At 52.0% G+C, this 21,246-nt stretch carries 22 protein-coding genes; 18 read left to right on the forward strand and 4 right to left on the reverse strand.

Features of this window, described 5'->3' with window-relative positions; genetic code table 11:
- Positions 1-4 precede the first annotated feature (4 nt).
- Positions 5-949, forward strand: coding sequence for a protein translocase subunit SecF (secF, locus tag DWB84_RS09420; RefSeq protein WP_187409501.1), 945 nt, complete (start codon positions 5-7; stop codon positions 947-949).
- A 66-nt stretch (positions 950-1,015) separates the two neighbouring features.
- Here secF and DWB84_RS09425 read toward each other — a convergent pair whose 3' ends face one another.
- Positions 1,016-1,213, reverse strand: coding sequence for a hypothetical protein (locus DWB84_RS09425; RefSeq protein WP_187409502.1), 198 nt, complete (start codon positions 1,211-1,213; stop codon positions 1,016-1,018).
- 290 nt (positions 1,214-1,503) lie between these two features.
- On the opposite strand from DWB84_RS09425, the gene DWB84_RS09430 reads away from it, so the two are divergent.
- Complete coding sequence (locus DWB84_RS09430; protein ID WP_187409503.1) at positions 1,504-3,543, forward strand: PAS domain-containing protein; 2,040 nt, start codon at positions 1,504-1,506, stop codon at positions 3,541-3,543.
- A gap of 34 nt (positions 3,544-3,577) precedes the next feature.
- Here the strand turns inward: DWB84_RS09430 and DWB84_RS09435 are convergent, their stop codons facing one another.
- On the reverse strand, positions 3,578-4,378 hold the full coding sequence (locus DWB84_RS09435; RefSeq protein ID WP_187409504.1) for an inositol monophosphatase family protein: 801 nt from the start codon (positions 4,376-4,378) through the stop codon (positions 3,578-3,580).
- A 104-nt stretch (positions 4,379-4,482) separates the two neighbouring features.
- Between DWB84_RS09435 and trmJ the strand changes: the two genes are divergently transcribed.
- From trmJ to DWB84_RS09485, 10 genes are all read left to right on the forward strand, one after another.
- The gene (gene trmJ, locus DWB84_RS09440; RefSeq protein ID WP_187409505.1) at positions 4,483-5,289 is read left to right on the forward strand and encodes a tRNA (cytosine(32)/uridine(32)-2'-O)-methyltransferase TrmJ; all 807 of its coding nucleotides are present in this window, start codon (positions 4,483-4,485) and stop codon (positions 5,287-5,289) included.
- Between the two features lie 65 nt (positions 5,290-5,354).
- Complete coding sequence (iscR, locus tag DWB84_RS09445) at positions 5,355-5,840, forward strand: Fe-S cluster assembly transcriptional regulator IscR (protein WP_187409506.1); 486 nt, start codon at positions 5,355-5,357, stop codon at positions 5,838-5,840.
- A 21-nt stretch (positions 5,841-5,861) separates the two neighbouring features.
- Positions 5,862-7,010: an IscS subfamily cysteine desulfurase gene (locus DWB84_RS09450; protein ID WP_187409507.1), complete on the forward strand. Its 1,149-nt coding sequence runs from the start codon at positions 5,862-5,864 to the stop codon at positions 7,008-7,010.
- An 81-nt stretch (positions 7,011-7,091) separates the two neighbouring features.
- Entirely contained in the window at positions 7,092-8,531 is a 1,440-nt protein-coding gene (sufB, locus tag DWB84_RS09455; protein WP_187409508.1) for a Fe-S cluster assembly protein SufB, read from the forward strand.
- A gap of 52 nt (positions 8,532-8,583) precedes the next feature.
- Positions 8,584-9,333 carry a Fe-S cluster assembly ATPase SufC gene (gene sufC / locus DWB84_RS09460; RefSeq protein ID WP_187409509.1) on the forward strand — a complete coding sequence of 250 codons (750 nt, stop codon included), beginning with the start codon at positions 8,584-8,586 and terminating at the stop codon, positions 9,331-9,333.
- Positions 9,333-10,652 carry a Fe-S cluster assembly protein SufD gene (sufD, locus tag DWB84_RS09465; RefSeq protein ID WP_187409510.1) on the forward strand — a complete coding sequence of 440 codons (1,320 nt, stop codon included), beginning with the start codon at positions 9,333-9,335 and terminating at the stop codon, positions 10,650-10,652. Before sufC ends, sufD begins: the two co-directional genes overlap by 1 nt.
- A 13-nt stretch (positions 10,653-10,665) precedes the next feature.
- A complete protein-coding gene (locus DWB84_RS09470) occupies positions 10,666-11,886 on the forward strand; it encodes an aminotransferase class V-fold PLP-dependent enzyme (protein ID WP_187409511.1) in 1,221 nt (406 codons plus the stop codon).
- A 39-nt stretch (positions 11,887-11,925) separates the two neighbouring features.
- Positions 11,926-12,291: an iron-sulfur cluster assembly accessory protein gene (locus tag DWB84_RS09475; protein ID WP_187409512.1), complete on the forward strand. Its 366-nt coding sequence runs from the start codon at positions 11,926-11,928 to the stop codon at positions 12,289-12,291.
- 47 nt (positions 12,292-12,338) lie between these two features.
- Positions 12,339-12,875 (forward strand): putative Fe-S cluster assembly protein SufT, encoded by a 537-nt coding sequence (gene sufT, locus DWB84_RS09480; RefSeq protein WP_187409513.1) that lies wholly within the window; start codon positions 12,339-12,341, stop codon positions 12,873-12,875.
- Positions 12,875-13,303 (forward strand): SufE family protein, encoded by a 429-nt coding sequence (locus tag DWB84_RS09485; RefSeq protein ID WP_187409514.1) that lies wholly within the window; start codon positions 12,875-12,877, stop codon positions 13,301-13,303. Before sufT ends, DWB84_RS09485 begins: the two co-directional genes overlap by 1 nt.
- Before the next feature lie 81 nt (positions 13,304-13,384).
- Here the strand turns inward: DWB84_RS09485 and DWB84_RS09490 are convergent, their stop codons facing one another.
- A complete protein-coding gene (locus DWB84_RS09490) occupies positions 13,385-14,089 on the reverse strand; it encodes an outer membrane beta-barrel protein (RefSeq protein WP_187409515.1) in 705 nt (234 codons plus the stop codon).
- A gap of 361 nt (positions 14,090-14,450) precedes the next feature.
- Between DWB84_RS09490 and DWB84_RS09495 the strand changes: the two genes are divergently transcribed.
- The gene (locus DWB84_RS09495; protein ID WP_370589695.1) at positions 14,451-15,917 is read left to right on the forward strand and encodes an NAD(P)/FAD-dependent oxidoreductase; all 1,467 of its coding nucleotides are present in this window, start codon (positions 14,451-14,453) and stop codon (positions 15,915-15,917) included.
- On the opposite strand, the gene DWB84_RS09500 is transcribed toward DWB84_RS09495, so the two are convergent.
- Positions 15,918-16,382: an NAD(P)H-dependent oxidoreductase gene (locus DWB84_RS09500; protein WP_187409516.1), complete on the reverse strand. Its 465-nt coding sequence runs from the start codon at positions 16,380-16,382 to the stop codon at positions 15,918-15,920.
- Between the two features lie 246 nt (positions 16,383-16,628).
- Between DWB84_RS09500 and ndk the strand changes: the two genes are divergently transcribed.
- The 5 genes from ndk to ispG all read left to right on the forward strand — a co-directional run bounded on the left by ndk (position 16,629) and on the right by ispG (position 21,204).
- Positions 16,629-17,054 (forward strand): nucleoside-diphosphate kinase, encoded by a 426-nt coding sequence (gene ndk, locus DWB84_RS09505; protein WP_187409517.1) that lies wholly within the window; start codon positions 16,629-16,631, stop codon positions 17,052-17,054.
- Between the two features lie 41 nt (positions 17,055-17,095).
- Positions 17,096-18,262 (forward strand): 23S rRNA (adenine(2503)-C(2))-methyltransferase RlmN, encoded by a 1,167-nt coding sequence (rlmN, locus tag DWB84_RS09510; protein WP_187409518.1) that lies wholly within the window; start codon positions 17,096-17,098, stop codon positions 18,260-18,262.
- A 91-nt stretch (positions 18,263-18,353) separates the two neighbouring features.
- Positions 18,354-19,121 (forward strand): type IV pilus biogenesis/stability protein PilW, encoded by a 768-nt coding sequence (pilW, locus tag DWB84_RS09515; RefSeq protein WP_187409519.1) that lies wholly within the window; start codon positions 18,354-18,356, stop codon positions 19,119-19,121.
- Between the two features lie 8 nt (positions 19,122-19,129).
- Positions 19,130-20,059, forward strand: coding sequence for a RodZ domain-containing protein (locus DWB84_RS09520; RefSeq protein ID WP_187409520.1), 930 nt, complete (start codon positions 19,130-19,132; stop codon positions 20,057-20,059).
- Between the two features lie 29 nt (positions 20,060-20,088).
- Positions 20,089-21,204 carry a flavodoxin-dependent (E)-4-hydroxy-3-methylbut-2-enyl-diphosphate synthase gene (gene ispG, locus DWB84_RS09525; RefSeq protein WP_187409521.1) on the forward strand — a complete coding sequence of 372 codons (1,116 nt, stop codon included), beginning with the start codon at positions 20,089-20,091 and terminating at the stop codon, positions 21,202-21,204.
- Positions 21,205-21,246 lie beyond the last annotated feature (42 nt).

The following is a 21,246-nucleotide window of genomic DNA, read 5'->3' on the forward strand; positions in this document are numbered from 1 at the left end:
GTCCATGAATAACGAAAAAATCATTAATTTTATGGGCGCCCGCAATTGGGTGATGGGCGTTTCTTTAGTTTTATGTTTGGTCGCTTTGGTTTCGTTTGGGGTCAGAGGTTTCAATCTCGGATTGGACTTCACCGGCGGGACCTTGCTCGAACTCCACTACGATCGTCCTGCGAACCTGGAAACTGTGCGCCAGCAGCTGAGCGAGGCGGGATATCCAGGTGCGGTTGTCGTGCATTTCGGTTCAGAAAATGAGCTTTTGGTGCGCCTGCAAAGCGATACGAGTGAAGACGGAGAAAAGGTAACAGCCAATATTGGGGAAGCCATTGCCGATGCTCTTCGCCAGCGTACACCGGGTGTTGATATCACTCTGACGCGCAGTGAAATCATAGGGGCGCAAATTGGTGAAGAGATGGCCACCAACGGTATTCTCGGTCTGCTGGTCGCATTTGGAACTGTGTTCATCTACGTCGCCGTGCGCTTCCAGACCAAATTCTCGGTTGCGACCATAGTTTCCCAAGTATTTGACGCGCTGATTCTATTAGGGGTGTTCTCTTTATTTCAGCTCGATTTTGATCTGACGGTTCTGGCTGCGGTTTTGGCGGCCAATGGCTATTCATTAAACGACTCGATCGTTGTGGCAGACCGTATTCGGGAAAACTTCCGCATTTTGCGTACGGAAACGACGGAAGAAATTATCAACATATCCCTGACCCAGGTACTGGGTCGTACCGTGATCACCTCCGGTACCACCTTGATGGTACTGATTGCGCTCTATTTGTTCGGTGGGGAGCTGCTGGAAAACTTCTCCATTGCCTTGATCATCGGTGTGATTGTCGGAACTTTCTCATCTATTTTCGTCATGTCACCAGCGATTGTCTGGATGAAACTGACCCGAGAAGACTTGATGCCGCCAGTGAAGGAAGGAGCGGAACTGGACGAGCTGCCTTAAGCAGCGAGTGGTTACAAAGCAAAAAGGGGCCTAGGCCCCTTTTTTATTGGATTCGGTTTATCGGACTCAACGGGAAGCAGGCTTGGACGGATCGGTTACCTTATCGGTATCAATATCGAGATTTTTTACCCGTTCCAAAATGTCTTGAATCGAAACAGTCTCATCAAGACGATGCGCCTCTTCCGGTAGGCAGCTGCCGCCTAAATTGACGAACAAATTCTCAATCTCGTCGGATAAATTCTTGCTGAATTCCCGAAACTTCATAGGGCAACTCCTCTGCTGTCGAACAGGTTTTAACAGCATTGCCGCAGGGAAACGGCATTTTTGCTGGTGCTTTGACTCTCTTGCTCAGCGCTTTTGACTACTTTGCGGGCGCTTTTGAAAAGTATAGACTCGGCCCCATTTGCGCGAGTCGCCCGCGGATCTAATGAGAAAAGAATCTAGCGAGCCGTTTCTTGATTCCCCTTAGCTTGATCGAACGAGAAAGTTAGGTTCTGGTAGATGGGAAAAGGGTAGGACGGGGGCAGAGCACGGAATAGGAGGGAAGGGCTTTCATGAAATTCTTAAAAACCTTATTTACATCGGACCACGAAAAGGAACTGAACGAGCTGCGTGAAGCTGTGGCGCGTCACCAAAGGATTTTCCATGGAAGCCACGGATACGGTTATTTCGATTGGGATTTGATGGCCCGGCGCATGGATTGGAGTGGTGGCTACTGGCGTTATCTCGGTTATACCGATGAGGATGTCGACTACATTTCCGTCTCAACCAACTATTACGATTACATCCACCCGGACGATGTGGACAAGGTGCGTGAGGCTGTTGGTCGCATGCTGAAGAAGCCCGGTCCTGGCGAAGTCACCTATCGCACACGCCGCAAAAAGGGCGGTTATATCTGGTCCGAGATTCGCGCCGATTCCGTACGCGATAAGAATGGCTGGGTGTTGTACATCAGCGGTATCGCATTCGATGTCACCAAACAGAAGCAGACCGAGCAAGCGCTGCTGATCAGTGAAGCGCGCCACGCGCGCATTATTCAATCTTCCAATGACGGTATCTGGGAATGGTCAGCCGAACACGGCGGATTCCATTTTTCCAATCGGTGTTGGGAGCACCTTGGCTACACCGACCACGACGATGTGGTCAATCAGGGTATCGACCGCATCCAAGCCTGGCGCCGCCGCATGCACCCGGAAGACGGCATTGCCTTCGACAAAGCACTTGCGGCTCATATTCGAGGTGAGGCGCCGTTCGACGTTGAATACCGAATTCGCGGCAAAGACGAAAAGTGGCGCTGGATACGCGCGCGCGGCCAGATGACCTTCAATGAAAAAGGCGAGCCGCTGCGCATGTCCGGCACCAATATGGACATCACCGAACTCAAGCTCGCCGAAGAGCGGGTATTGAAAGCCAAAGAAGTCGCGGAGAAAGCCAATAAAGCGAAATCCGAATTCCTGTCCAGCATGAGCCATGAGCTGCGCACGCCATTGAACGCAATTCTCGGCTTTGCCCAGCTGATTGAAATGGACGCTTCCGTATCGCCCAGCTTGCAAGAGAGCGCTGCGGAGATTCGCGCTGCCGGTGAACATTTGTTGCAGCTGGTGGGTGATGTGCTCGACTTGGCCAAGATCGAAGCCGGCAAGTTGGTGCTGGCTATGGAGATCTTAAGACCGGTGGATCTCATTAAAGAATGCATCACCTTGGTGAAGGCCCAAGCGGAATCCCGCGGTGTGCAGTTGTGTTTGCAGACCAACGATTTGGCTGATCGAACCGTCAGCGGCGACAAGGTCCGGCTGCGTCAGGTGTTCCTCAACCTCATAGGCAATGCGATTAAATACAACCGCGAGCAGGGCAAAGTCGTGATTACCTGCTGTATCGCTGACGATCATTATTTCCGTGTGAACATTGAAGACACCGGTCGAGGCATCGCCAAAGAGCGCCATTCTGAAGTCTTCCAGCCCTTTAATCGGTTGGGGGCTGAGCTGGGCAGTATCGAAGGCAGCGGTGTGGGATTGGTGATCACCAAACAGCTCGTCTGCCATATGGGCGGGCGAATTGATTTCACCAGTGAAGAGGGAGTCGGCAGTCAGTTTTGGGTGGATTTGCCGCTTTGCGCCGAAGCTACGACAGGAGTCGCACTGGAGTCGCCCTCGAATACTGCGGTCGCTGCGGGCGACGAGAGCTTGTTCCAGTTATCGGTGTCAGGTCAGAAAAAAGTCCTCTATATCGAAGACAACGTTTCCAACCAGCGCTTGGTGGCGCGCCTGTTGGCCCGTTATCCCAACCTGCATTTGGACTTGGCGGTGGATGCTTTGCGCGGCTTGTATCTGGCGCGCACCAATAAGCCGCATTTGATCCTGATGGATATCAATTTGCCCGGCATGGACGGCTACGAAGCTCTGGCCGTTCTGAAAGCCGACCCCAATACCCGTGATATCCCAGTTGTGGCACTGTCTGCCAATGCTATGGCGCAGGATATAGATCGAGGGCGTTCTGCAGGCTTTTCGTACTACCTCACCAAACCGCTGAATTTGCAGCAGTTGATGGATGTGATGAACATATTGCTGGAGGAAGAGGAGAGTCCGGTGTCATAAGGCACCGGACTTGGGCCTGCATGGCTCTGGAGATTTAGATATTGCCCATATGCTTGCCGACGATTTGCAGCAAGCTTTTAAAGACTTTGGGAGTGGCGCACACGATATTGCCGCTGTCGAGATAATCGTTCCCGCCTTTGAAGTCGGAGACCATGCCGCCAGCTTCTTTCACCAACAAAAGCCCCGCAGCTATATCCCACTCCTTCAGGTTCATTTCCCAAAAACCGTCATAGCGGCCCGCGGCAACATAGGCCAAATCCAGAGCGGCTGAGCCCGGGCGGCGAATGCCTGCGGTTTGGCCTGCGATTTCACGCATGCAATCCAGATAGGCATCTATGTGTTCCAGGGCAAAGCCATTGAAGGGAATGCCAGTGCCGATCAGCGCGCCTTCCAGACTGCGGCGCGGGCTGACGCGGATGCGTCGACCATTCAGGGCGGCGCCTTTGCCTTTGCTGGCGGTAAATTCTTCGCGTTTTACCGGGTCCAGCACAACAGCGTGCAGCGGCTGGTCCTTATAAAAACAAGCAATGGACACGGCGAAATGGGGAATGCCGTGGAGAAAATTGGTGGTGCCATCGAGTGGGTCGATGATCCACTGGTATTCGCTGTCGGGATTGCCGACGGTGCCGGACTCTTCGCCGCGAAACCCGTGGGTAGGGTAGGCCTTCTTGAGGTGGTAGAGGACTTCCTGTTCTGCCTTGCGGTCCACTTCGCTGACAAAATCGTTGCGGCCTTTTTCTTCGATTTGTACTAAATCGACGCGCTCCAGGGAGCGTTCAATGAATTCACCGGCTTTGCGAGCTGCGCGCAATGCCATCGTTAACATGGGTTCCATGGAGTGACTCTCAAGACAGGATGGTGCAAAAGGCGCGGGATTATAACAGCGCCGAGCCGAATCTGCTAAACTCCGCGCCTTTTTCGCGACCTCCGGATTACAGCATGTTCGACAACATACGCATGGTTCTGGTGAATACCACCCATCCCGGCAACATTGGAGCTGCTGCGCGCGCCCTGAAAAATATGGGGCTTTCCCGTCTGGTGCTGGTGGATCCGCTGGAATATCCCTCTGAGCGAGCCGTCTGGCGCGCAGCCAATGCCCTTGATGTGCTGGACAAAATCCAGGTGGTCGGCACCCTGGAAGAAGCTGTGGCGGATTGCCCGCTGGTGATCGGCACGTCCGCGCGCGGCCGCCGAATTCCTTGGCCGCTGTTAACACCGCGCGAGTGTGGTGACCGGGTGTGGGCAGAATCCGCCAAACATGAAGTGGCCATTGTGTTCGGGCGCGAAGATCGCGGCTTGACCAACGAAGAGCTGCAGAAATGCCATTTCCATGTGCATATCCCGGCGAATCCCGAATACAGCGCGCTCAACGTCGCAGCGGCGCTTCAGGTGATTGCTTATGAGATTCGCATGTCCGCCCTGGCGGCGGAAAGCGGCGCGCCGGTTCATTTTGATGACTGGGATATGCCGCCCGCACAGTTTCAGGATGTCGAGATGTATTTCACCCATCTCGAAGAAACGCTGACCAAGCTGGGCTTTCTCACCGCCGACAATCCCCGCCAGACCATGACGCGTTTGCGCCGCCTGTATAACCGCGTGCGTTTGGACCAGATGGAGCTTGGCATTCTGCGTGGCGTGCTGACTTCAGTGCAGAACCATATCTTCCACTCACACAACAAAATCGCGGCTTTGGAAGCGCGTATACGTGAACTGGAAGGTGGTGACCCGGGTCAGGGCAATACTTGACTAAATTAGTAGGGTATTTGATAATCTTCGGCTTGTTTTCAGGGTGAAGCTCAAGGGGATTCGTCATGCGTCTGACTACTAAAGGCCGTTATGCGGTGACGGCAATGCTGGATTTGGCGTTGCACAGCTCGGATGGTCCGGTAAGCCTTGCGGACATCTCCCGACGCCAGGAAATCTCCCTTTCATACCTGGAACAATTATTTGCCAAGCTGCGCCAGAATGATTTGGTGTGCAGCGTGCGGGGGCCAGGTGGCGGTTATAAGCTCAAGCGCCCGCTGGAAGAAGTGTTTGTCGCTCAGATCATAGATGCGGTTAACGAATCGGTAGATGCCACCAATTGTGGCGGTGCTGGAAATTGCCAGCACGGTGAAGTCTGCTTGACCCACTATTTGTGGAGCGACTTGAGTGAACAGATTCATCAGTTTTTAAGCAGTATCAGCCTTGCGAGCTTGGTGGCTCGCCGCGACGTTCAGTCCGTATCTGCAAGACAAGACGGGCGCACGCAGCGCGATGACGAAGAAAGTGTTATCGCGGTTTCCTCTCTGAACTAATCTGCGAGAGTTCTTTACATCATGTCCATGCCGGTTTACCTCGACTACGCAGCAACGACTCCGGTCGATCCGGAAGTCGCGCAGCGCATGGCGGAATGTCTGACATTTGACGGCAATTTCGGCAACCCTGCCTCCCGCTCGCATTTTTATGGCTGGCGCGCGGAAGAGGCGGTGGAAGAAGCGCGCAACCAATTGGCCATTCTGCTGGGCGCGGATCCGCGCGAGATCGTGTGGACCAGTGGTGCTACCGAATCCAACAATCTGGCGATCAAAGGCATAGCCGAAAGCCGCGCCGACAAAGGCAAACACATCATTACTTCCGTCACTGAGCACAAAGCGGTGCTGGATGTTTGCAAGTATCTGGAACAGAAGGGCTTTGAAATTACCTGGCTGCGTCCGGATTCGTCGGGCATCGTCACCCCCGAGCAGGTCGCTGCAGCGCTGCGCCCCGATACCATCCTGGTCAGTTTGATGCACGTGAACAACGAAATTGGCGTTGTCACAGATATAGGCGCCGTGGGTGAGCTCTGCCGCTCCAAAGGCGTGATTTTTCATGTGGACGCGGCGCAAAGTGCCGGCAAATTGCCGATTGATGTTCACGAATTAAAAGTGGATTTGCTTTCGGTGTCGGCGCACAAAATGTACGGACCGAAAGGCATAGGCGCATTATTTGTCCGCCGCACTGCAGACTTCAAATTGGTGCCTCTGATTCACGGCGGCGGGCATGAGCGCGGTATGCGCTCTGGCACTTTGCCGACGCACCAGATTGTCGGTCTCGGCGAAGCGGCGCACATTGCGCAGAAAAATATGGTGGAAGAGCAGGCGCGCATCAAACAACTGCGCGACCGCTTTTGGCACAAGGTTCAGGAGCTCGATGACGTATATGTAAACGGCGCGCTCGAGCCGCGTGTGGCTGGCAACCTCAATATCAGTTTCGGTGGCGTCGATGGCGAACAATTGCTGATGATGTTGCGCGAATTGGCGGTATCGACCGGTTCCGCTTGCACGTCCGCGAGCCTGGAACCCTCATATGTACTCAAGGCCATAGGCTTGAGTGACCAGCTGGCGCACAGCGCGCTGCGCTTTAGTTTTGGCCGCTTCACCACCGACGCAGACGTGGATTTTGCTGCGGAAAAAGTGGTGAGTGTCGTGCGCGAAATGCGCGGCTAAATTCGTTATTAATCGTATAGGTGAAAGCTGAATTAATGTCAGTTTTGCCAAGCCCGGCAGGGCGCTAGAAAGGTTGTTTTTATGTCGCAAGAACAAATCGACAGTTTAATTCGCAAAGAGTATTCGGCGGGTTTTGTCACCCAGATCGAATCCGATACGCTGCCGCCGGGATTGGATGAAGACGTCATTCGGTTTATTTCCGCCAAAAAAGACGAGCCGGAATGGATGCTTGAATGGCGCTTGAAAGCCTATCGCACTTGGCGCGAAATGACCGAACCCACCTGGGCGCACGTCAGTTATCCCAAAATCGATTTTGATCAGATCTCCTACTACTCTGCGCCCAAAAGTCTGGCGGACAAACCTAAGAGTTTGGACGAAGTTGATCCGCAACTTTTGGAAACCTACAAAAAATTAGGTATTCCGCTGCACGAGCAGGAAATGCTCGCCGGCGTTGCGGTGGATGCGGTGTTTGACTCGGTTTCTGTCGCGACGACATTCCGGGAAAAATTAAAAGACGCCGGCGTTATTTTCTGTCCGATTTCCGAAGCCATTCGTGAATATCCGGAGCTGGTGCAGAAATATTTGGGCAGCGTAGTGCCGCAAAAAGACAATTATTACGCGGCCCTCAACAGCGCGGTCTTTAGTGATGGTTCATTTGTTTATATTCCGAAGGGTGTGCGCTGCCCGATGGAATTGTCCACCTATTTCCGTATCAACGAATCCAAAACTGGCCAATTCGAACGCACTTTGATTATTGCTGATGAAGGCAGCCAGGTCAGTTATCTGGAAGGTTGTACTGCGCCAATGCGCGACGAAAACCAGTTGCACGCAGCTGTTGTCGAGTTGGTTGCCTTGGATAATGCCTATATCAAATATTCCACCGTGCAAAACTGGTATCCCGGTGACGCGCAAGGCAAAGGCGGTATTTACAACTTTGTGACCAAGCGTGCTGTGGCGCATACCAATGCGCGCGTGTCCTGGACGCAGGTTGAAACCGGTTCTGCTGTGACCTGGAAATATCCGAGTTGTGTTCTGAAAGGTGATAACAGCGTCGGCGAATTTTATTCCGTCGCGCTCACCAACAATTTCCAGCAGGCGGACACTGGCACCAAAATGATCCATATCGGCAAAAATACCCGCTCCACCATTGTGTCCAAAGGTATTTCCGCCGGTAAAAGCTCCAACGCTTATCGTGGGCTGGTGCGCATGAACCCGGGTGCGAGTGGTGCGCGTAATTACACCCAGTGCGACTCCTTGTTGATCGGTGATCAATGCGCTGCGCACACATTCCCTTATATCGAAAGTAAAAATCCTTCCGCAGTCATCGAGCACGAGGCGACTACGTCCAAAGTCAGCGACGATCAATTGTTTCTCTGCCAGCAACGCGGCATAAGCGCAGAAAAAGCCGTGTCCATGATCGTCAATGGCTTCTGTAAAGAGGTATTTAAAGAACTGCCGATGGAGTTTGCCGTGGAAGCGGGCAAATTGCTGGAAGTGAGCCTTGAAGGGTCGGTGGGCTAAAAAGTTTGATTTGCGCTGCTATGGCCGCGCCGTTTTTGGAGAAATGAATTAAATGTTGTCGATTCGCGATTTGCAGGTGACTGTGGATGATAAGCAGATTCTGAAAGGCTTGAATCTGCAGATCAAAGCAGGAGAGGTTCACGCCATCATGGGGCCGAACGGCTCAGGCAAAAGCACCACTGGATATGCCCTGGCTGGGAAACCCGGTTATGAAGTTATCGGTGGCGAAGTGGAATTTCTCGGCAAAAATTTATTGGAATTGGATGCCGAAGAACGCGCTCGCGAAGGACTTTTTCTGGCGTTTCAATACCCGGTAGAAATTCCTGGTGTCAGTAATATGGAATTTCTCAAAGCTTCAGTCGATGCCCAGCGTGAGCATCACGGCCTCGAGCCTTTGGACGCAGTCAGCTTTATGAAAAAAGCGCGCGATATCTGCAAAGTGGTCGGCCTCGATCAGTCATTTTTGAAACGCGGCGTTAACGAAGGTTTTTCTGGCGGTGAAAAGAAACGCAACGAAATCATGCAAATGATGTTGCTGGAACCCAAATTGGCCATTCTCGATGAGACCGATTCCGGTCTCGATATTGACGCATTGCAGATCGTCGCCAATGGCGTAAACGCTCTGCGCAGTCCGGAGCGCTCATTTATTGTGGTGACTCACTACCAGCGTTTGTTGGATTACATAGTTCCGGATTATGTGCACGTGCTGGCCGGTGGTCGCATTATCAAGAGCGGCGATAAATCCCTGGCTCTCGAACTGGAAGAGAAGGGCTACGGCTGGATCGAGAACGAGGTTGCCTGATGTCTCAATTTCTTGAGCAATTGGCGAGCCTGCGCGCTGGCGGCCCAGCTTGGTTGCAAGCTGTTCACGACGCAGGCGCTGCTATTTTGCGCGATGCCGCATGGCCAACGCGAAAAACCGAGAGCTGGAAATACACGTCGCTGCGTCCGCTGGAACACATAAATTTTTTGGCCGAGCGCGGCCACGCCATTAATGCCGATTTGTCGCAGCATTTTGCTATAGCCAATTTCGATGCATACCGTTTGGTTTTTGTTAACGGCGTATTTTCTGCGAATTTGTCCGACCTGCAAGGTCTTCCCGCCGGTGTTGAGTTGATTCGTTTTGCCGATGCAAATGCTTCACAGCAGGAATTGTTGGTAAAGTATTTGAACAGCGTGGTGGAGGCGGATTGTCATCTGTTTGCTGCGGTCAACCAGCAGTTGATTGAAGATGGTGTGTTTTTGCATGTCGGCAAAAATATTGAGCTGAATAAGCCGGTTCAAATCGTTTGGCTGTCGAGCGCGCAGGAAAAACCGTTCCATATCCCTCAGCGATTTTTGTTGCTGGCGGAAAATCATTCCTCGGTGATTTTGGTGGAGCAATTTGTATCCACGGCAGACTCTCAGAACAGTTTTACTCACGGTGTGACGGAATTGTGTCTGCAAGATGGCGCGCGCTGTGAGCATTATCGAATTCATCTGGAAGAGCAGAGTGCGGTGCACGTCGGTGGCGTGTACGCATCCTTGGCAGCCAACTCCTACTTGGACAGTTTCCATCTCGGTTTGGGAGGTCCATTGAAGCGCGTGGATGTGGTGATCAATCACAATGGCCCAGGTGCGGATTGTCAGTTGAATGGTGTTTATCTGCCGCAAGGTAATCAGCAGATTGATTACCACACAACGATCGAGCACCGGGTGCCGAACTGTACGACCCAGGAAGTATTTCGCGGCATAGTTGCAGATAACGCCAAAGCCGTTTTTAACGGTCGCATTCATATCCACCCGCAAGCGCAAAAGACGCGCGCGGAACTCAGCAATAAAAATTTGTTGTTGAGCGATAAAGCCGAGGTCAATACCAAACCAGAGCTGGAAATCTACGCTGACGACGTGCAATGTGCGCACGGCGCGACTGTCGCCCGCATGGATGAAAATGCGCTGCATTATTTTTTGATGCGGGGCATTTCGCGCAAAGAAGCGGAAGTGATGCTGAGCTTTGGTTTCATTAATGAACTGATTGGTCAGCTCAAACAAGAGGCGCTTACAGATTATTTGCGACCAGTGCTGACCCATTGGTTCGGCCGGGAAACAAGCCTCGTAGACGAGTTGGCCGCGGCGGAATAAATCGGAGAGCACTTTGACTAGTTACGATGTAGAAGCTGTACGCCGGGATTTTCCTATTTTGCAGCAGCTGGTCCATGATCAGCCGCTGGTCTATTTGGACAGCGCTGCAACAACGCAAAAGCCCAGAGTCGTGATAGATGCTCTGAGCCAATATTATTTGCAGGATAATTCCAATGTGCACCGCGCGGCGCACGCATTGGCAGATCGCGCCACTACGGGTTTTGAAAATGCCCGCAAGCGCATTGCGCAATTTATCAATAGTCCGAAGCCAGAACAGATTATCTGGACGCGCGGTACTACAGAATCAATCAATCTGGTCGCAGCATCCTATGGCAGGGTTGCGTTGCAGCCCGGCGACAAAATTCTGGTTTCCACGCTGGAACATCACTCCAATATTGTGCCTTGGCAATTAATTGCGGCCGAACGCGGAGCGACTGTTATTCCAATTCCGTTGGATAATCGCGGCGATCTGGATTTGGATGCATACGCTGCTTTATTGGATGAGCGAGTCAAGATCGTTGCTGTCAATCAGGTGTCCAATGCGCTCGGCACGGTCAATCCGATTAAATCCATCGTGCAGTCTGCTCATGCCGTTGGTGCCAAAGTGCTGGTGGACGGCGCGCAAGCCATCGCGCATTTTCCTGTGGATGTACAGGATTTAAATTGCGATTTTTATGCATTTTCTGGCCATAAAGCCTTTGGACCGACGGGTATAGGTGTGTTGTGGGGACGTGAGTCCTTGCTGGAGCAAATGCCGCCGTACCAAGGTGGCGGAGAAATGATTGAATCCGTCAGTTTCAGTGGTACTACGTTTAATCAATTGCCTTACAAATTTGAAGCGGGTACTCCGGATATTGCCGGTGCGATAGGTATGGCTGCGGCCATCGAGTATCTGGGCAATTTGGATCGCGCTGCCGTGCAAGCTCATGAAGCGGCGCTTTTGGCGGAATGTATAGAGCGCGGTGAGGAAATGGGTTTGCGCCGCGTTGCGTCACCGCGCCATGCGGCAGGTATTTACAGCTTTTTATTGCCGGGCGCACATCCTTCTGATGTGGGGACAATCCTGGATCAACAAGGCGTAGCAGTGCGCACGGGTCACCATTGTGCACAACCCTTGATGGCCTATCTGGGAGTTCCGGGTACTGTGCGAGCGTCTTTGTCGATTTACAACAATCACGAGGATATCGACCGGTTTTTTAATGCCATGGCAAAAGTGAAAAAATTTTTGCTCTAGCAATCATGTTTTCTTCATCAGGTATTCGTAGAGGTGGTTATGTCCGTCGAAACCTACAGCACTAATCCGAGAGAGTTGATCGATACCATTACAGTATCGGACGCTGCTCTTGAGCATTTTCGCCGCCTGCTGAAGAAAAACGCGAAAAAAGGCGTGCGTATCAGTTTGAAGGAAGCCGGATGCACCGGTTTCAAATACGTCATCGAAGAGGTTGATAACCCGCACGATGGCGACACTACCCGCAAGCTTGCGGATGACGTTGAGCTTTATGTGGAAACCGGTTGCCTAGCCGCTATTAAAGGACTCTCAATCGACCTGACACAGATGGGGCTCAACAAGAATTTGGTGATGAATAATCCCAATGTCAAAGACGAATGCGGTTGTGGTGAAAGTTTTAGCGTGTGATGGCAGGCTTGTCTGTAGTCGAAATATTTTTATGTGTGGATTGAAAAATGTCTGAACAAAGAGTGGTTGCCACTGTGAGGGATTGCCCCGCACGTTTGGTTCCAGTGGGGACACCCGTTACGATTCCCGCACATACATTTGTCACTGTAACCCAAGCGCTCGGCGGTAATTTTACGCTGGTCTATCAAGGCAATATGGTGCGTGTTGACGGCACTGAGGCCGACGCCTTGGGCATGGAAAAATTTGAATTGAATTTTACCGATCACGGCGATGGAAAAATTCACGAAGAGCAAATCTGGCAAGCGCTCGAAACGGTTTACGATCCGGAAATTCCCGTCAATTTAAAAAGCCTCGGATTGATCTATAACGTAGCGATCGATCAGGAAAAAGGCCATGTCAAAATCGATATGACGCTGACTGCGCCCGGGTGCGGTATGGGGCCAGTGTTGGTCGGTGATGTCAAATATCGCGTAGCCATGGTGCCCAATGTCAAATCCGTTGATGTCGAATTGGTATTCGATCCGCCGTGGAGTCGCCACATGATGTCAGAAGAAGCTCAACTGGAAACCGGGATGTTTTACTGATGAAAACCAATCCATTCGGCACTACCATTACCGTAGACGACATCATTGATACGGTGGGCTTTTTCGATAGTTGGGAAGATCGCTACAAATACATTATTGATCTCGGCAAAGAATTGCCTACTATGGATGAAGCGAAAAAAGACGATGTGCATCTAGTGCGAGGTTGCCAGAGTCAGGTATGGATCGATGGCAAATCTGTCGACGGACAATTCTGGTTCGAAGCCGATAGCGACGCTTTTATCGTAAAAGGATTGCTGGGTGTCGTGTTGGCGGCTTACAACGGCAAAACGGCAGCGCAGATTCTCGAGTTTGATATTGAAGATTATTTTGATCGCTTAGGTTTGATCAAACACTTAAGTCCAACTCGCGGTAACGGTTTGCGTGCAATGGTTAAACGAATTCGCGCAATGGCCGAAACGGCAGCTTAAATTTTGTGATTTGAGTTTTGGTCTTAAATAAAAAGCGCTGTTAAAAACAGCGCTTTTTTTATGACAACAGTTGTGCTGCGCTTAGAGCGAATAACGGAATCCCAAGCCGTAGGATGACAGTTTGTCACCAAAGCTTGCGGACAAGTTAATGCCGATATTCTGATTGATTTCGAACAAGACGTTACCAAACGCGGATACGTCATCGCCAGAATCCAAGTCGGTATAACGCACGCCGCCGCCTACTTCCAACCAATTTAACACTTGTGCCCGCACGCCTACGTCGGCGAAGTAACCATCGCTGGTATCTTCATTCAAATCATCCCAAGCATCGCCAAGACTATCGTCACCGATATCCTGGTCAGTCGCACCGAGACTGAATTCATCCAGATCGACGTCCATGTAAGCTGCTCGAACGACAAAGTCTACATTGTTGGTAATTGGAGTAAAATAACCGAGACCGACTTGCAGTGTTTTTACGTCGGTATCCTGAGGAATTACGGCTCCAGTATCGTTGATAAATGTAAAATCTGCCTTGGTTTGTGCATAATTACCAAATATGAACAGATTATTTGTGAACGCAAAGGACGCCCCAATTTTAAAACCGTCACCGTCGTCCACGTCTTCAATTATATTGTCGAACGCATCATCGTCTTCGTACATATCGACATCTTGCACAATATAATCGACTTCAAAATAGGAATAACTGATTCCTTCAGCAGCGGATGCGGAAAATGGCAGCGCTGCCAATGCCGTGATCACAGCGGTGGGAAGAAAGCTTCGATTCATAATTTGCTCCTAAATTTCTGGTCATAAATATTCTGAGGAATTCAGAATCTAGCGTTTGCTCATTTGCATTTTCGGTGCCAGCGCAAAAAATGTTTTTTGCTCCCATCCGCTCATCTGGCTACTGGTCCGCCATATGGCGTCCATTTAAGCATGGGAGTAGAATGCGCTCCGCTCAGTTACCTTTGCCGCAATGACCGGCCAGGCTTCCTATGATCCGCATAACCGAACTCTCTCTCCCCATTGATCACTCGGCTGATCAGCTCCGCCAAGCCATTATCAAACGCTTGAAAATCGCCGAAGAAGGCTTGCGCAATTTCGTGGGTTTAAGCGCAGCTATGACGCGCGTAAGAAAAACAGCGATGTGCTGCTCTTTGTCTATGTTGTCGATGTAGAAGTCGCGAATGAAAAGCAGGTTTTAAATCGGTTTGCAGAGGATAAAAACGTTAGGGTTGCTCCGGATACCAATTATTACCCGGTGGCAAAAGCGCCGCAGAATTTGCCCGAGCGTCCGCTGGGCATCGGCTTTGGTCCGTGTGGATTGTTTGCTGCTTTGACTTTGGCGCAAATGGGATTTAATCCCATAGTGCTGGAGCGTGGTAAAGATGTACGGCGTCGCACCAAAGATACCTGGGGTTTATGGCGTAAAAAAATTCTGACTCCGGAATCCAATGTGCAATTTGGTGAAGGTGGAGCCGGTTTATTTTCGGACGGCAAGTTGTACAGCCAGATCAAGGATCCGAAATTCTACGGCCGCAAAGTCATGCAGGAATTTGTGAAGGCCGGAGCGCCGGAAGAAATTCTGTATGTCAGCAAGCCTCATATAGGCACCTTCAGGTTAACGGGTGTTGTGTCGTCCATGCGCGAGGAAATTCGTCGGCTCGGTGGCGAAGTGCGCTTCGAAACCAAAGTGGATGATTTCATCATTCACAACGGACGAATTGAAGGCGTAGTGCTGGGCAACGGTGAAGAAATTCGCAGTCGTTATGTCGTCTTGGCGTTGGGGCACAGTTCGCGCGATACCTTCCGCCGTTTGCACGAACGCGGTGTTTATGTCGAGGCAAAACCGTTTGCCATAGGTTTTCGTATCGAGCATCCGCAATCCATGATCGACCAGGCACGCTTAGGAAAATTCGCCGGTCATCCCGAATTGGGGGCAGCGGATTACAAGCTGGTTCATCACGCGCGCAATGGTCGAGCGGTTTACAGTTTTTGTATGTGCCCCGGTGGTACTGTGGTGGCGGCAACTTCAGAGCCCAATAAAGTTGTCACCAATGGTATGAGCCAATATTCCCGCAACGAGCGCAATGCCAATGCAGGAATTGTGGTGGGTATTTCTCCGGAAAAAGATTATCCGGGCGGCCCATTGGCCGGAATTGCATTGCAGGAATCTTTGGAAGCCAATGCATTTATTCTGGGTGGCAAGGATTATTGCGCGCCCGCCCAACTTGTCGGTGACTTTTTAAAAGCGCGTCTGTCGACAAAATTCGGTGAGGTCATTCCGTCCTATAAACCCGGTGTTTTGCTCGGCGATCTGACCGTGTCCTTGCCTCAATATGTGATTCAGGCGATTCAGGAAGCACTGCCGGAATTCGGCAAACAAATTCGCGGATTTGATCGTCCGGATGCGGTTCTCACTGGTATCGAAACCCGAACATCTTCACCGGTGCGCATTACCCGGGATGCAGAGACTTTCCAAAGCTTGAATGTGCGCGGGCTTTATCCGGCGGGAGAGGGTGCAGGTTATGCCGGTGGAATTCTGTCAGCCGGTGTGGACGGTATCAAAGTGGCAGAAGCGCTCGCCAAGGCCATGTTGGCGGATCTCGCATAATCAAAAAATCCCCATTTCTACACCGAGTGCAAAGCCCGTGGCAAACTCTGCAGCTTTGCTGGGGAAGTCATCCCGATAGGGACCTGAGCAAATCAGCGGTGGCTGGACCTCCCTCCACCGCAGTCCAGTGGTAATACGCTTGACTGATTTCTCCGTGCCGCTGCCATCGTCCTGCCCGGCTCTTACGCAGAGGCAGTAAGGCAGCCCTTGGGTATTGTCCAAACAGTCATAGTAAATCCGGTCGAACATGTCTTTGAGCGCTCCGCTCATATAACCGAAATTTTCCGGGGTAAACAGCACTATGCCTTTTGCGTCCATAATCAGGGATGCGTCGGTTTCAAAGGGTGATACAGCCCGGTATGGCAAATTCTGCAGGGATTCATCCCAGGCGCGGGTCATGGCGGTCAGAATCGCCTGGGTATTAGGGGAGGGGGCATGAGCCACCAACAAAAGGAATTCGCTCAAGTATACCTCCATAGGGGTTCAGACTGCTGTAAATGGTGCGTTTGGGTAGGCCGCCAAAGTCTCTGGATGGTGAGACAGTCACGTATCACTGCTTACACATATACGGCTTTGTCCGTATAATTGCGCAATTTTTTGCCTGTTACACAAACGAATCAACGGGTTTGATTCAATTCTCACTCGGCTCCGCGTGTTTGCCATGACTGCGGTGCCTCATTGATATAGCTTTGAACCATTAGGAGAACCTGCATGGCTCTTGAAAGAACCCTGTCCATCATTAAACCAGACGCTGTTGGTAAGAACGTCATCGGCAAAATCATTAGCCGGTTTGAAGACGCCGGCCTGCGGGTGGTGGCGGCCAAAATGCTGCATTTGTCACGCGCCCAGGCCGAGGGTTTTTACGCTGAGCACAAAGAGCGTCCCTTCTTTGGGCCTTTGGTGGATTTTATGACGTCCGGTCCGGTCATAGTGCAGGTCCTGGAAGGTGAGAACGCCATCAAGCTCAACCGCGAGCTGATGGGCGCAACCAACCCCGCCGAAGCAGCTCCTGGCACCATTCGCGCGGACTTCGCCAAAAGTATCGATGCCAACGCCGTACACGGTTCGGACTCTCCGACCTCCGCAGCACGCGAAGTGGCTTATTTTTTCGCTGCCAGTGAAATTTACTCCCGTTAAGGGTTATCGAGCGGCTTAGACCTACAACGTGGTAAGTATTTATGGTCGATCTTCAATCTCCAAACAGTGAAACGGTTCCTGCCAAAGTCAATCTGTTGGGCCTGACGCAGGCAAAACTGGAAGATTTTTTTGCTGGACTGGGGGAAAAACGCTTTCGCGCCACGCAGCTGATGAAATGGGTTCATCAGCTGGGGGTGACCGATTTCATGGAGATGACCAACATCAGCAAAGCGTTGCGGGTCAAGTTGAGCGAAGTGGCGGAGATTCGCCTGCCGGAAGTGCTGCAGCAGTTGGACTCTTCCGACGGCACGCGCAAGTTTTTGATCCGGGTGGAAGGCGGCAACGCGATTGAAACCGTGTTTATCCCTGATGGAGATCGCGGCACCCTCTGTGTTTCGTCACAAGTCGGTTGCTCCCTGGACTGCAGTTTCTGCGCTACCGGCAAACAGGGGTTCAACCGCGATCTGTCGGCGCACGAAATCGTGGCGCAGATCTGGATCGCCGCCAAATCCTTCGGCCAGCTGCGGGAAAACGGCCCGCGCAAAATCACCAACGTTGTGTTTATGGGGATGGGCGAACCTCTGCTCAACTTCGACAACGTGGTCGATGCTGTCAACATCATGATGCACGATAACTGCTACGGCATTTCCAAGCGTCGGGTCACCATCAGTACCTCCGGTGTGGTGCCGGCGCTGGATCGCCTGGGGCAATATACCGACGCCTGCTTGGCGATCTCCCTGCATGCGCCCAATGATGAGCTGCGCAACCAACTGGTGCCGCTCAACAAGAAATATCCGATTGCGATGTTGTTGGAGTCCGCCACCCGCTATATCGAAGGTCTGCCGGATTCTCATCGCAAGATGACTATCGAATACACCTTGATTGACCAACTCAATGACCGGCCTGAGCATGCGCATCAATTAGCGGATCTGCTGCGCGATCTGCCGGTGAAGATCAACCTCATCCCGTTCAATCCGTTTTCCTTGTCCAACTACAAAAGAGTCAGCAATAACGCCTTGCGCCGTTTTCAGCAGATTCTGATGGACGAGGGCTTTACCACCACCGTGCGTACCACTCGCGGTGACGATATTGAAGCTGCCTGCGGGCAGCTTGCTGGCAAGGTCAATGACCGGACGCGCCGCAGCGCCCGTTATGTGAATACCTTGGGTACGGCCGAGGACGTTGTGCGAATACTGCCGAGTGTCTGAGGCCGATGAGCAAAATGTTGCCCGTTGGGCGAAACTTGCATCTGTAATGCGTGTAAAACATCAATAACGAAAGCATTGGGAGCAACGATTGATGAACAACTGGTACCGCAATTTGTTGGTCGCTGTTTTGATTGGCAGTTTGTCAGCCTGTGTGACGACCTCCAACAAAACACAAGCAAAACCGGATGCGGCGCATGACAAGCGCATCGAACTGGGTATGAAGTATCTGGAGGTGGGGCAGCGGGACAATGCTCGATGGCAGTTCAGCAAAGCGATGGAGCTCAAGAAAAACTCCGCGCAGGCCTATCACGGTGTGGCACTTGTCCACCAGGCCAACGGCGAATTGGATCATGCAGAAAAGGCCTTTAAAAGTGCATTCCGTTATGCCACTCCCAAAGAGCTCTCTCCTATTGCAGTGTCGTATGGGCGTTATCTGATGGAAGTGGGAGAAGCGAAAAAGGCCTGCGAACATTTTGAAAAAGCGGCGGGCGATTTCGACTATAAAGCTCGCCCGGAAGCGCTTTATCTAGCCGGTCAGTGCGCGCAAAAAACCGGCAATACCGCGCGGGTGAAACCGGCTTATGAGCACGCGATTAATCTCGACCCCCAATATGTACCGCCGATGGTGGAACTGGCGGAGATTTATTTTCAGGAAGGCGAATATGCGAAGAGCAAGCGCCTGTTGTCGCATTTCGAAAAATTGTCCAAACCAACGCCGGCAAGCTTGTGGTTGGGGATTCGTATAGAAAGGATTTTTGGCAATAAGGACAAAGAAGCGAGTTACGCATTAGCCCTCAAAAACCTACACCCTTATTCCAAGGAATATCTGGAATACCGGCGATTTACTGAACAGAACTAAGGCATTTCATGGTGGTCGTCGAACAACCTTCTTCAACTGTTGCAGCATCTGTAGGATCCATTTTGCGTGAGGCGCGCGAGCGGGCCGGCATCAGTTTGCAGGATGTGTCGCAGCGGACCTTGATTCCGTTGATCCGCCTGCGTGCACTCGAGAACGAGGATTACGCTCAGGTTGGAGCCACCACTTTTGTTTTGGGCTATACCCGCTCCTATGCGCGTTTTCTCGGCTTGGATCCCCAGCCGCTGTTACGCGATCTCGAAAAAATCCTGCCGAAACCCGACCCCTTGATGACGGAGACTCCCCCGGTTGCCCTTGCGCTGCAGGTGCAGCGCCGACCGCGGTCTCTGTTCTGGCCTGCGCTAATTATTCTGGTGATCCTGGTGGCTCTGGTGGCCTATGTAGGGGTGACGTCATCATCGCTGTTATCTTCCCCCACTGTAATAACACCGTCATCCGTCTCTATCAGAGAACCTGATGAACCAGCTGCGCGAGTTTTGCCGCTGGCAGTCCGTTTGATGAATGATTCTCAGAGAGAAACCAATGAAGCTGTTTCTCTCGCCGCTGACGACAACTTGTCCGACAGCGATTTTTCTTCCTCCGAGGTAACGGATTCTTCGCAGTCATCCTCAACAGATTTGCCTCAAATGTTGTCGACCGAGCAGTCAGAGCGGTTGCCTGCGCCGGTGACATCGGCAACGGATGAGCTGACCCTAAGCTTCAACGGCGATTGCTGGGTCAGCGTCAAGGATGCCACCGGCAAAGCTATCATTGCCCGCCAAGCGACTTCGAGCGATAATTTGCGGCTTTTTGGCCAGGCCCCCTTTGAAGTTGTGCTAGGCGATGCCACCGCGGTGGCTTCCCTCACTCTCAATGGCCAAACAATCGACACAACTCCATCGCCAGGGCGTAAGACCCGCCGGTTGACGGTGGGCGAGTAGTCGCCGAAGTCGAATTCAGGTAAGCAAAAATGCACTGTGAATCCCCTATTAAGCGTCGGAAATCCCGCCAGATCATGGTGGGCAATGTACCGGTTGGCGGTGATGCACCTATTAGCGTGCAGAGCATGACGAACACGGAAACGACCGATGTTGCAGCCACTGTGGCGCAGATCCAAAAGCTGCAGGCGGCTGGTGCTGACATAGTGCGCGTATCAGTTCCGAGTCTGGACGCCGCCGAAGCCTTTGGCGCGATTCGCCAACAGGTGACCATCCCGCTGGTGGCCGATATTCACTTTGACTACCGCATCGCTCTGCGCGTCGCCGACCTCGGCGTGGACTGCCTGCGCATCAACCCCGGCAATATTGGACGCGAAAAACGCATTCAGGCGGTGGTCGATAAAGCGCGCGATTTGAACATTCCGATTCGTATCGGTGTCAATGCGGGTTCTTTGGAAAAGGATCTGCAGAAGAAGTACGGCGAACCGACCCCAGACGCCCTGGTGGAATCCGCTTTGCGCCATGTCGAAATTCTCGATGCGCTCAATTTCCACAACTTCAAAGTCAGCGTTAAAGCTTCCGATGTGTTCATGGTGGTGGAAGCCTATCGCAAGCTGGCGCAGCAGATTGAACAGCCGTTGCACCTGGGTATTACCGAGGCTGGCGGCTTGCGCAGTGGTACCGTGAAGTCATCAGTGGGAATCGGCATGCTGCTGATGGATGGTATTGGCGATACTGTTCGCATTTCTCTCGCGGCCGATCCTGTCGAAGAAGTGAAAGTGGCCTGGGATATTTTGAAGAGCCTGAAATTGCGCTCCAAAGGCATCAATTTTATTGCTTGCCCGAGCTGCTCACGGCAGAACTTCGACGTCATCAAAACCATGAATGAGCTGGAAAGCCGGTTAGAGGACATTACAGTCCCCATGGATGTTGCGGTCATTGGTTGTGTGGTCAATGGGCCGGGAGAAGCAAAAGAAGCGGATGTCGGACTGGCAGGAGGAACACCGCGCAATCTGGTTTATGTCGACGGTGAGCCGAAAGATAAATTCGACAATGAAAATCTGGTGGATCAGTTAGAACAATTGATCCGCGCAAAAGCCGCGGCGAAAGCCGAGCAAGAAAAAGATTTGATCGCAAAAGCGGTCTAAACGCCCGTTGCAAATGTCTGTCATCGGATAAAACAAGGATTC

Source organism: Saccharophagus sp. K07, assembly GCF_014336955.1.
Taxonomy (GTDB): domain Bacteria; phylum Pseudomonadota; class Gammaproteobacteria; order Pseudomonadales; family Cellvibrionaceae; genus UBA5868.

Coding starts and splice junctions, on each gene's coding strand:
- sufC (WP_187409509.1), top strand. CDS start 8,584: ATGTTGTCGATTCGCGATTTGCAGGTGACTGTGGATGATAAGCAGATT.
- DWB84_RS09430 (WP_187409503.1), top strand. CDS start 1,504: ATGAAATTCTTAAAAACCTTATTTACATCGGACCACGAAAAGGAACTG.
- secF (WP_187409501.1), top strand. CDS start 5: ATGAATAACGAAAAAATCATTAATTTTATGGGCGCCCGCAATTGGGTG.
- ispG (WP_187409521.1), top strand. CDS start 20,089: ATGCACTGTGAATCCCCTATTAAGCGTCGGAAATCCCGCCAGATCATG.
- trmJ (WP_187409505.1), top strand. CDS start 4,483: ATGTTCGACAACATACGCATGGTTCTGGTGAATACCACCCATCCCGGC.
- ndk (WP_187409517.1), top strand. CDS start 16,629: ATGGCTCTTGAAAGAACCCTGTCCATCATTAAACCAGACGCTGTTGGT.
- sufB (WP_187409508.1), top strand. CDS start 7,092: ATGTCGCAAGAACAAATCGACAGTTTAATTCGCAAAGAGTATTCGGCG.
- DWB84_RS09425 (WP_187409502.1), bottom strand. CDS start 1,213: ATGAAGTTTCGGGAATTCAGCAAGAATTTATCCGACGAGATTGAGAAT.
- sufT (WP_187409513.1), top strand. CDS start 12,339: ATGTCTGAACAAAGAGTGGTTGCCACTGTGAGGGATTGCCCCGCACGT.
- iscR (WP_187409506.1), top strand. CDS start 5,355: ATGCGTCTGACTACTAAAGGCCGTTATGCGGTGACGGCAATGCTGGAT.
- DWB84_RS09475 (WP_187409512.1), top strand. CDS start 11,926: ATGTCCGTCGAAACCTACAGCACTAATCCGAGAGAGTTGATCGATACC.
- DWB84_RS09520 (WP_187409520.1), top strand. CDS start 19,130: ATGGTGGTCGTCGAACAACCTTCTTCAACTGTTGCAGCATCTGTAGGA.
- DWB84_RS09435 (WP_187409504.1), bottom strand. CDS start 4,378: ATGGAACCCATGTTAACGATGGCATTGCGCGCAGCTCGCAAAGCCGGT.
- sufD (WP_187409510.1), top strand. CDS start 9,333: ATGTCTCAATTTCTTGAGCAATTGGCGAGCCTGCGCGCTGGCGGCCCA.
- rlmN (WP_187409518.1), top strand. CDS start 17,096: ATGGTCGATCTTCAATCTCCAAACAGTGAAACGGTTCCTGCCAAAGTC.
- DWB84_RS09450 (WP_187409507.1), top strand. CDS start 5,862: ATGTCCATGCCGGTTTACCTCGACTACGCAGCAACGACTCCGGTCGAT.
- DWB84_RS09490 (WP_187409515.1), bottom strand. CDS start 14,089: ATGAATCGAAGCTTTCTTCCCACCGCTGTGATCACGGCATTGGCAGCG.
- DWB84_RS09485 (WP_187409514.1), top strand. CDS start 12,875: ATGAAAACCAATCCATTCGGCACTACCATTACCGTAGACGACATCATT.
- pilW (WP_187409519.1), top strand. CDS start 18,354: ATGAACAACTGGTACCGCAATTTGTTGGTCGCTGTTTTGATTGGCAGT.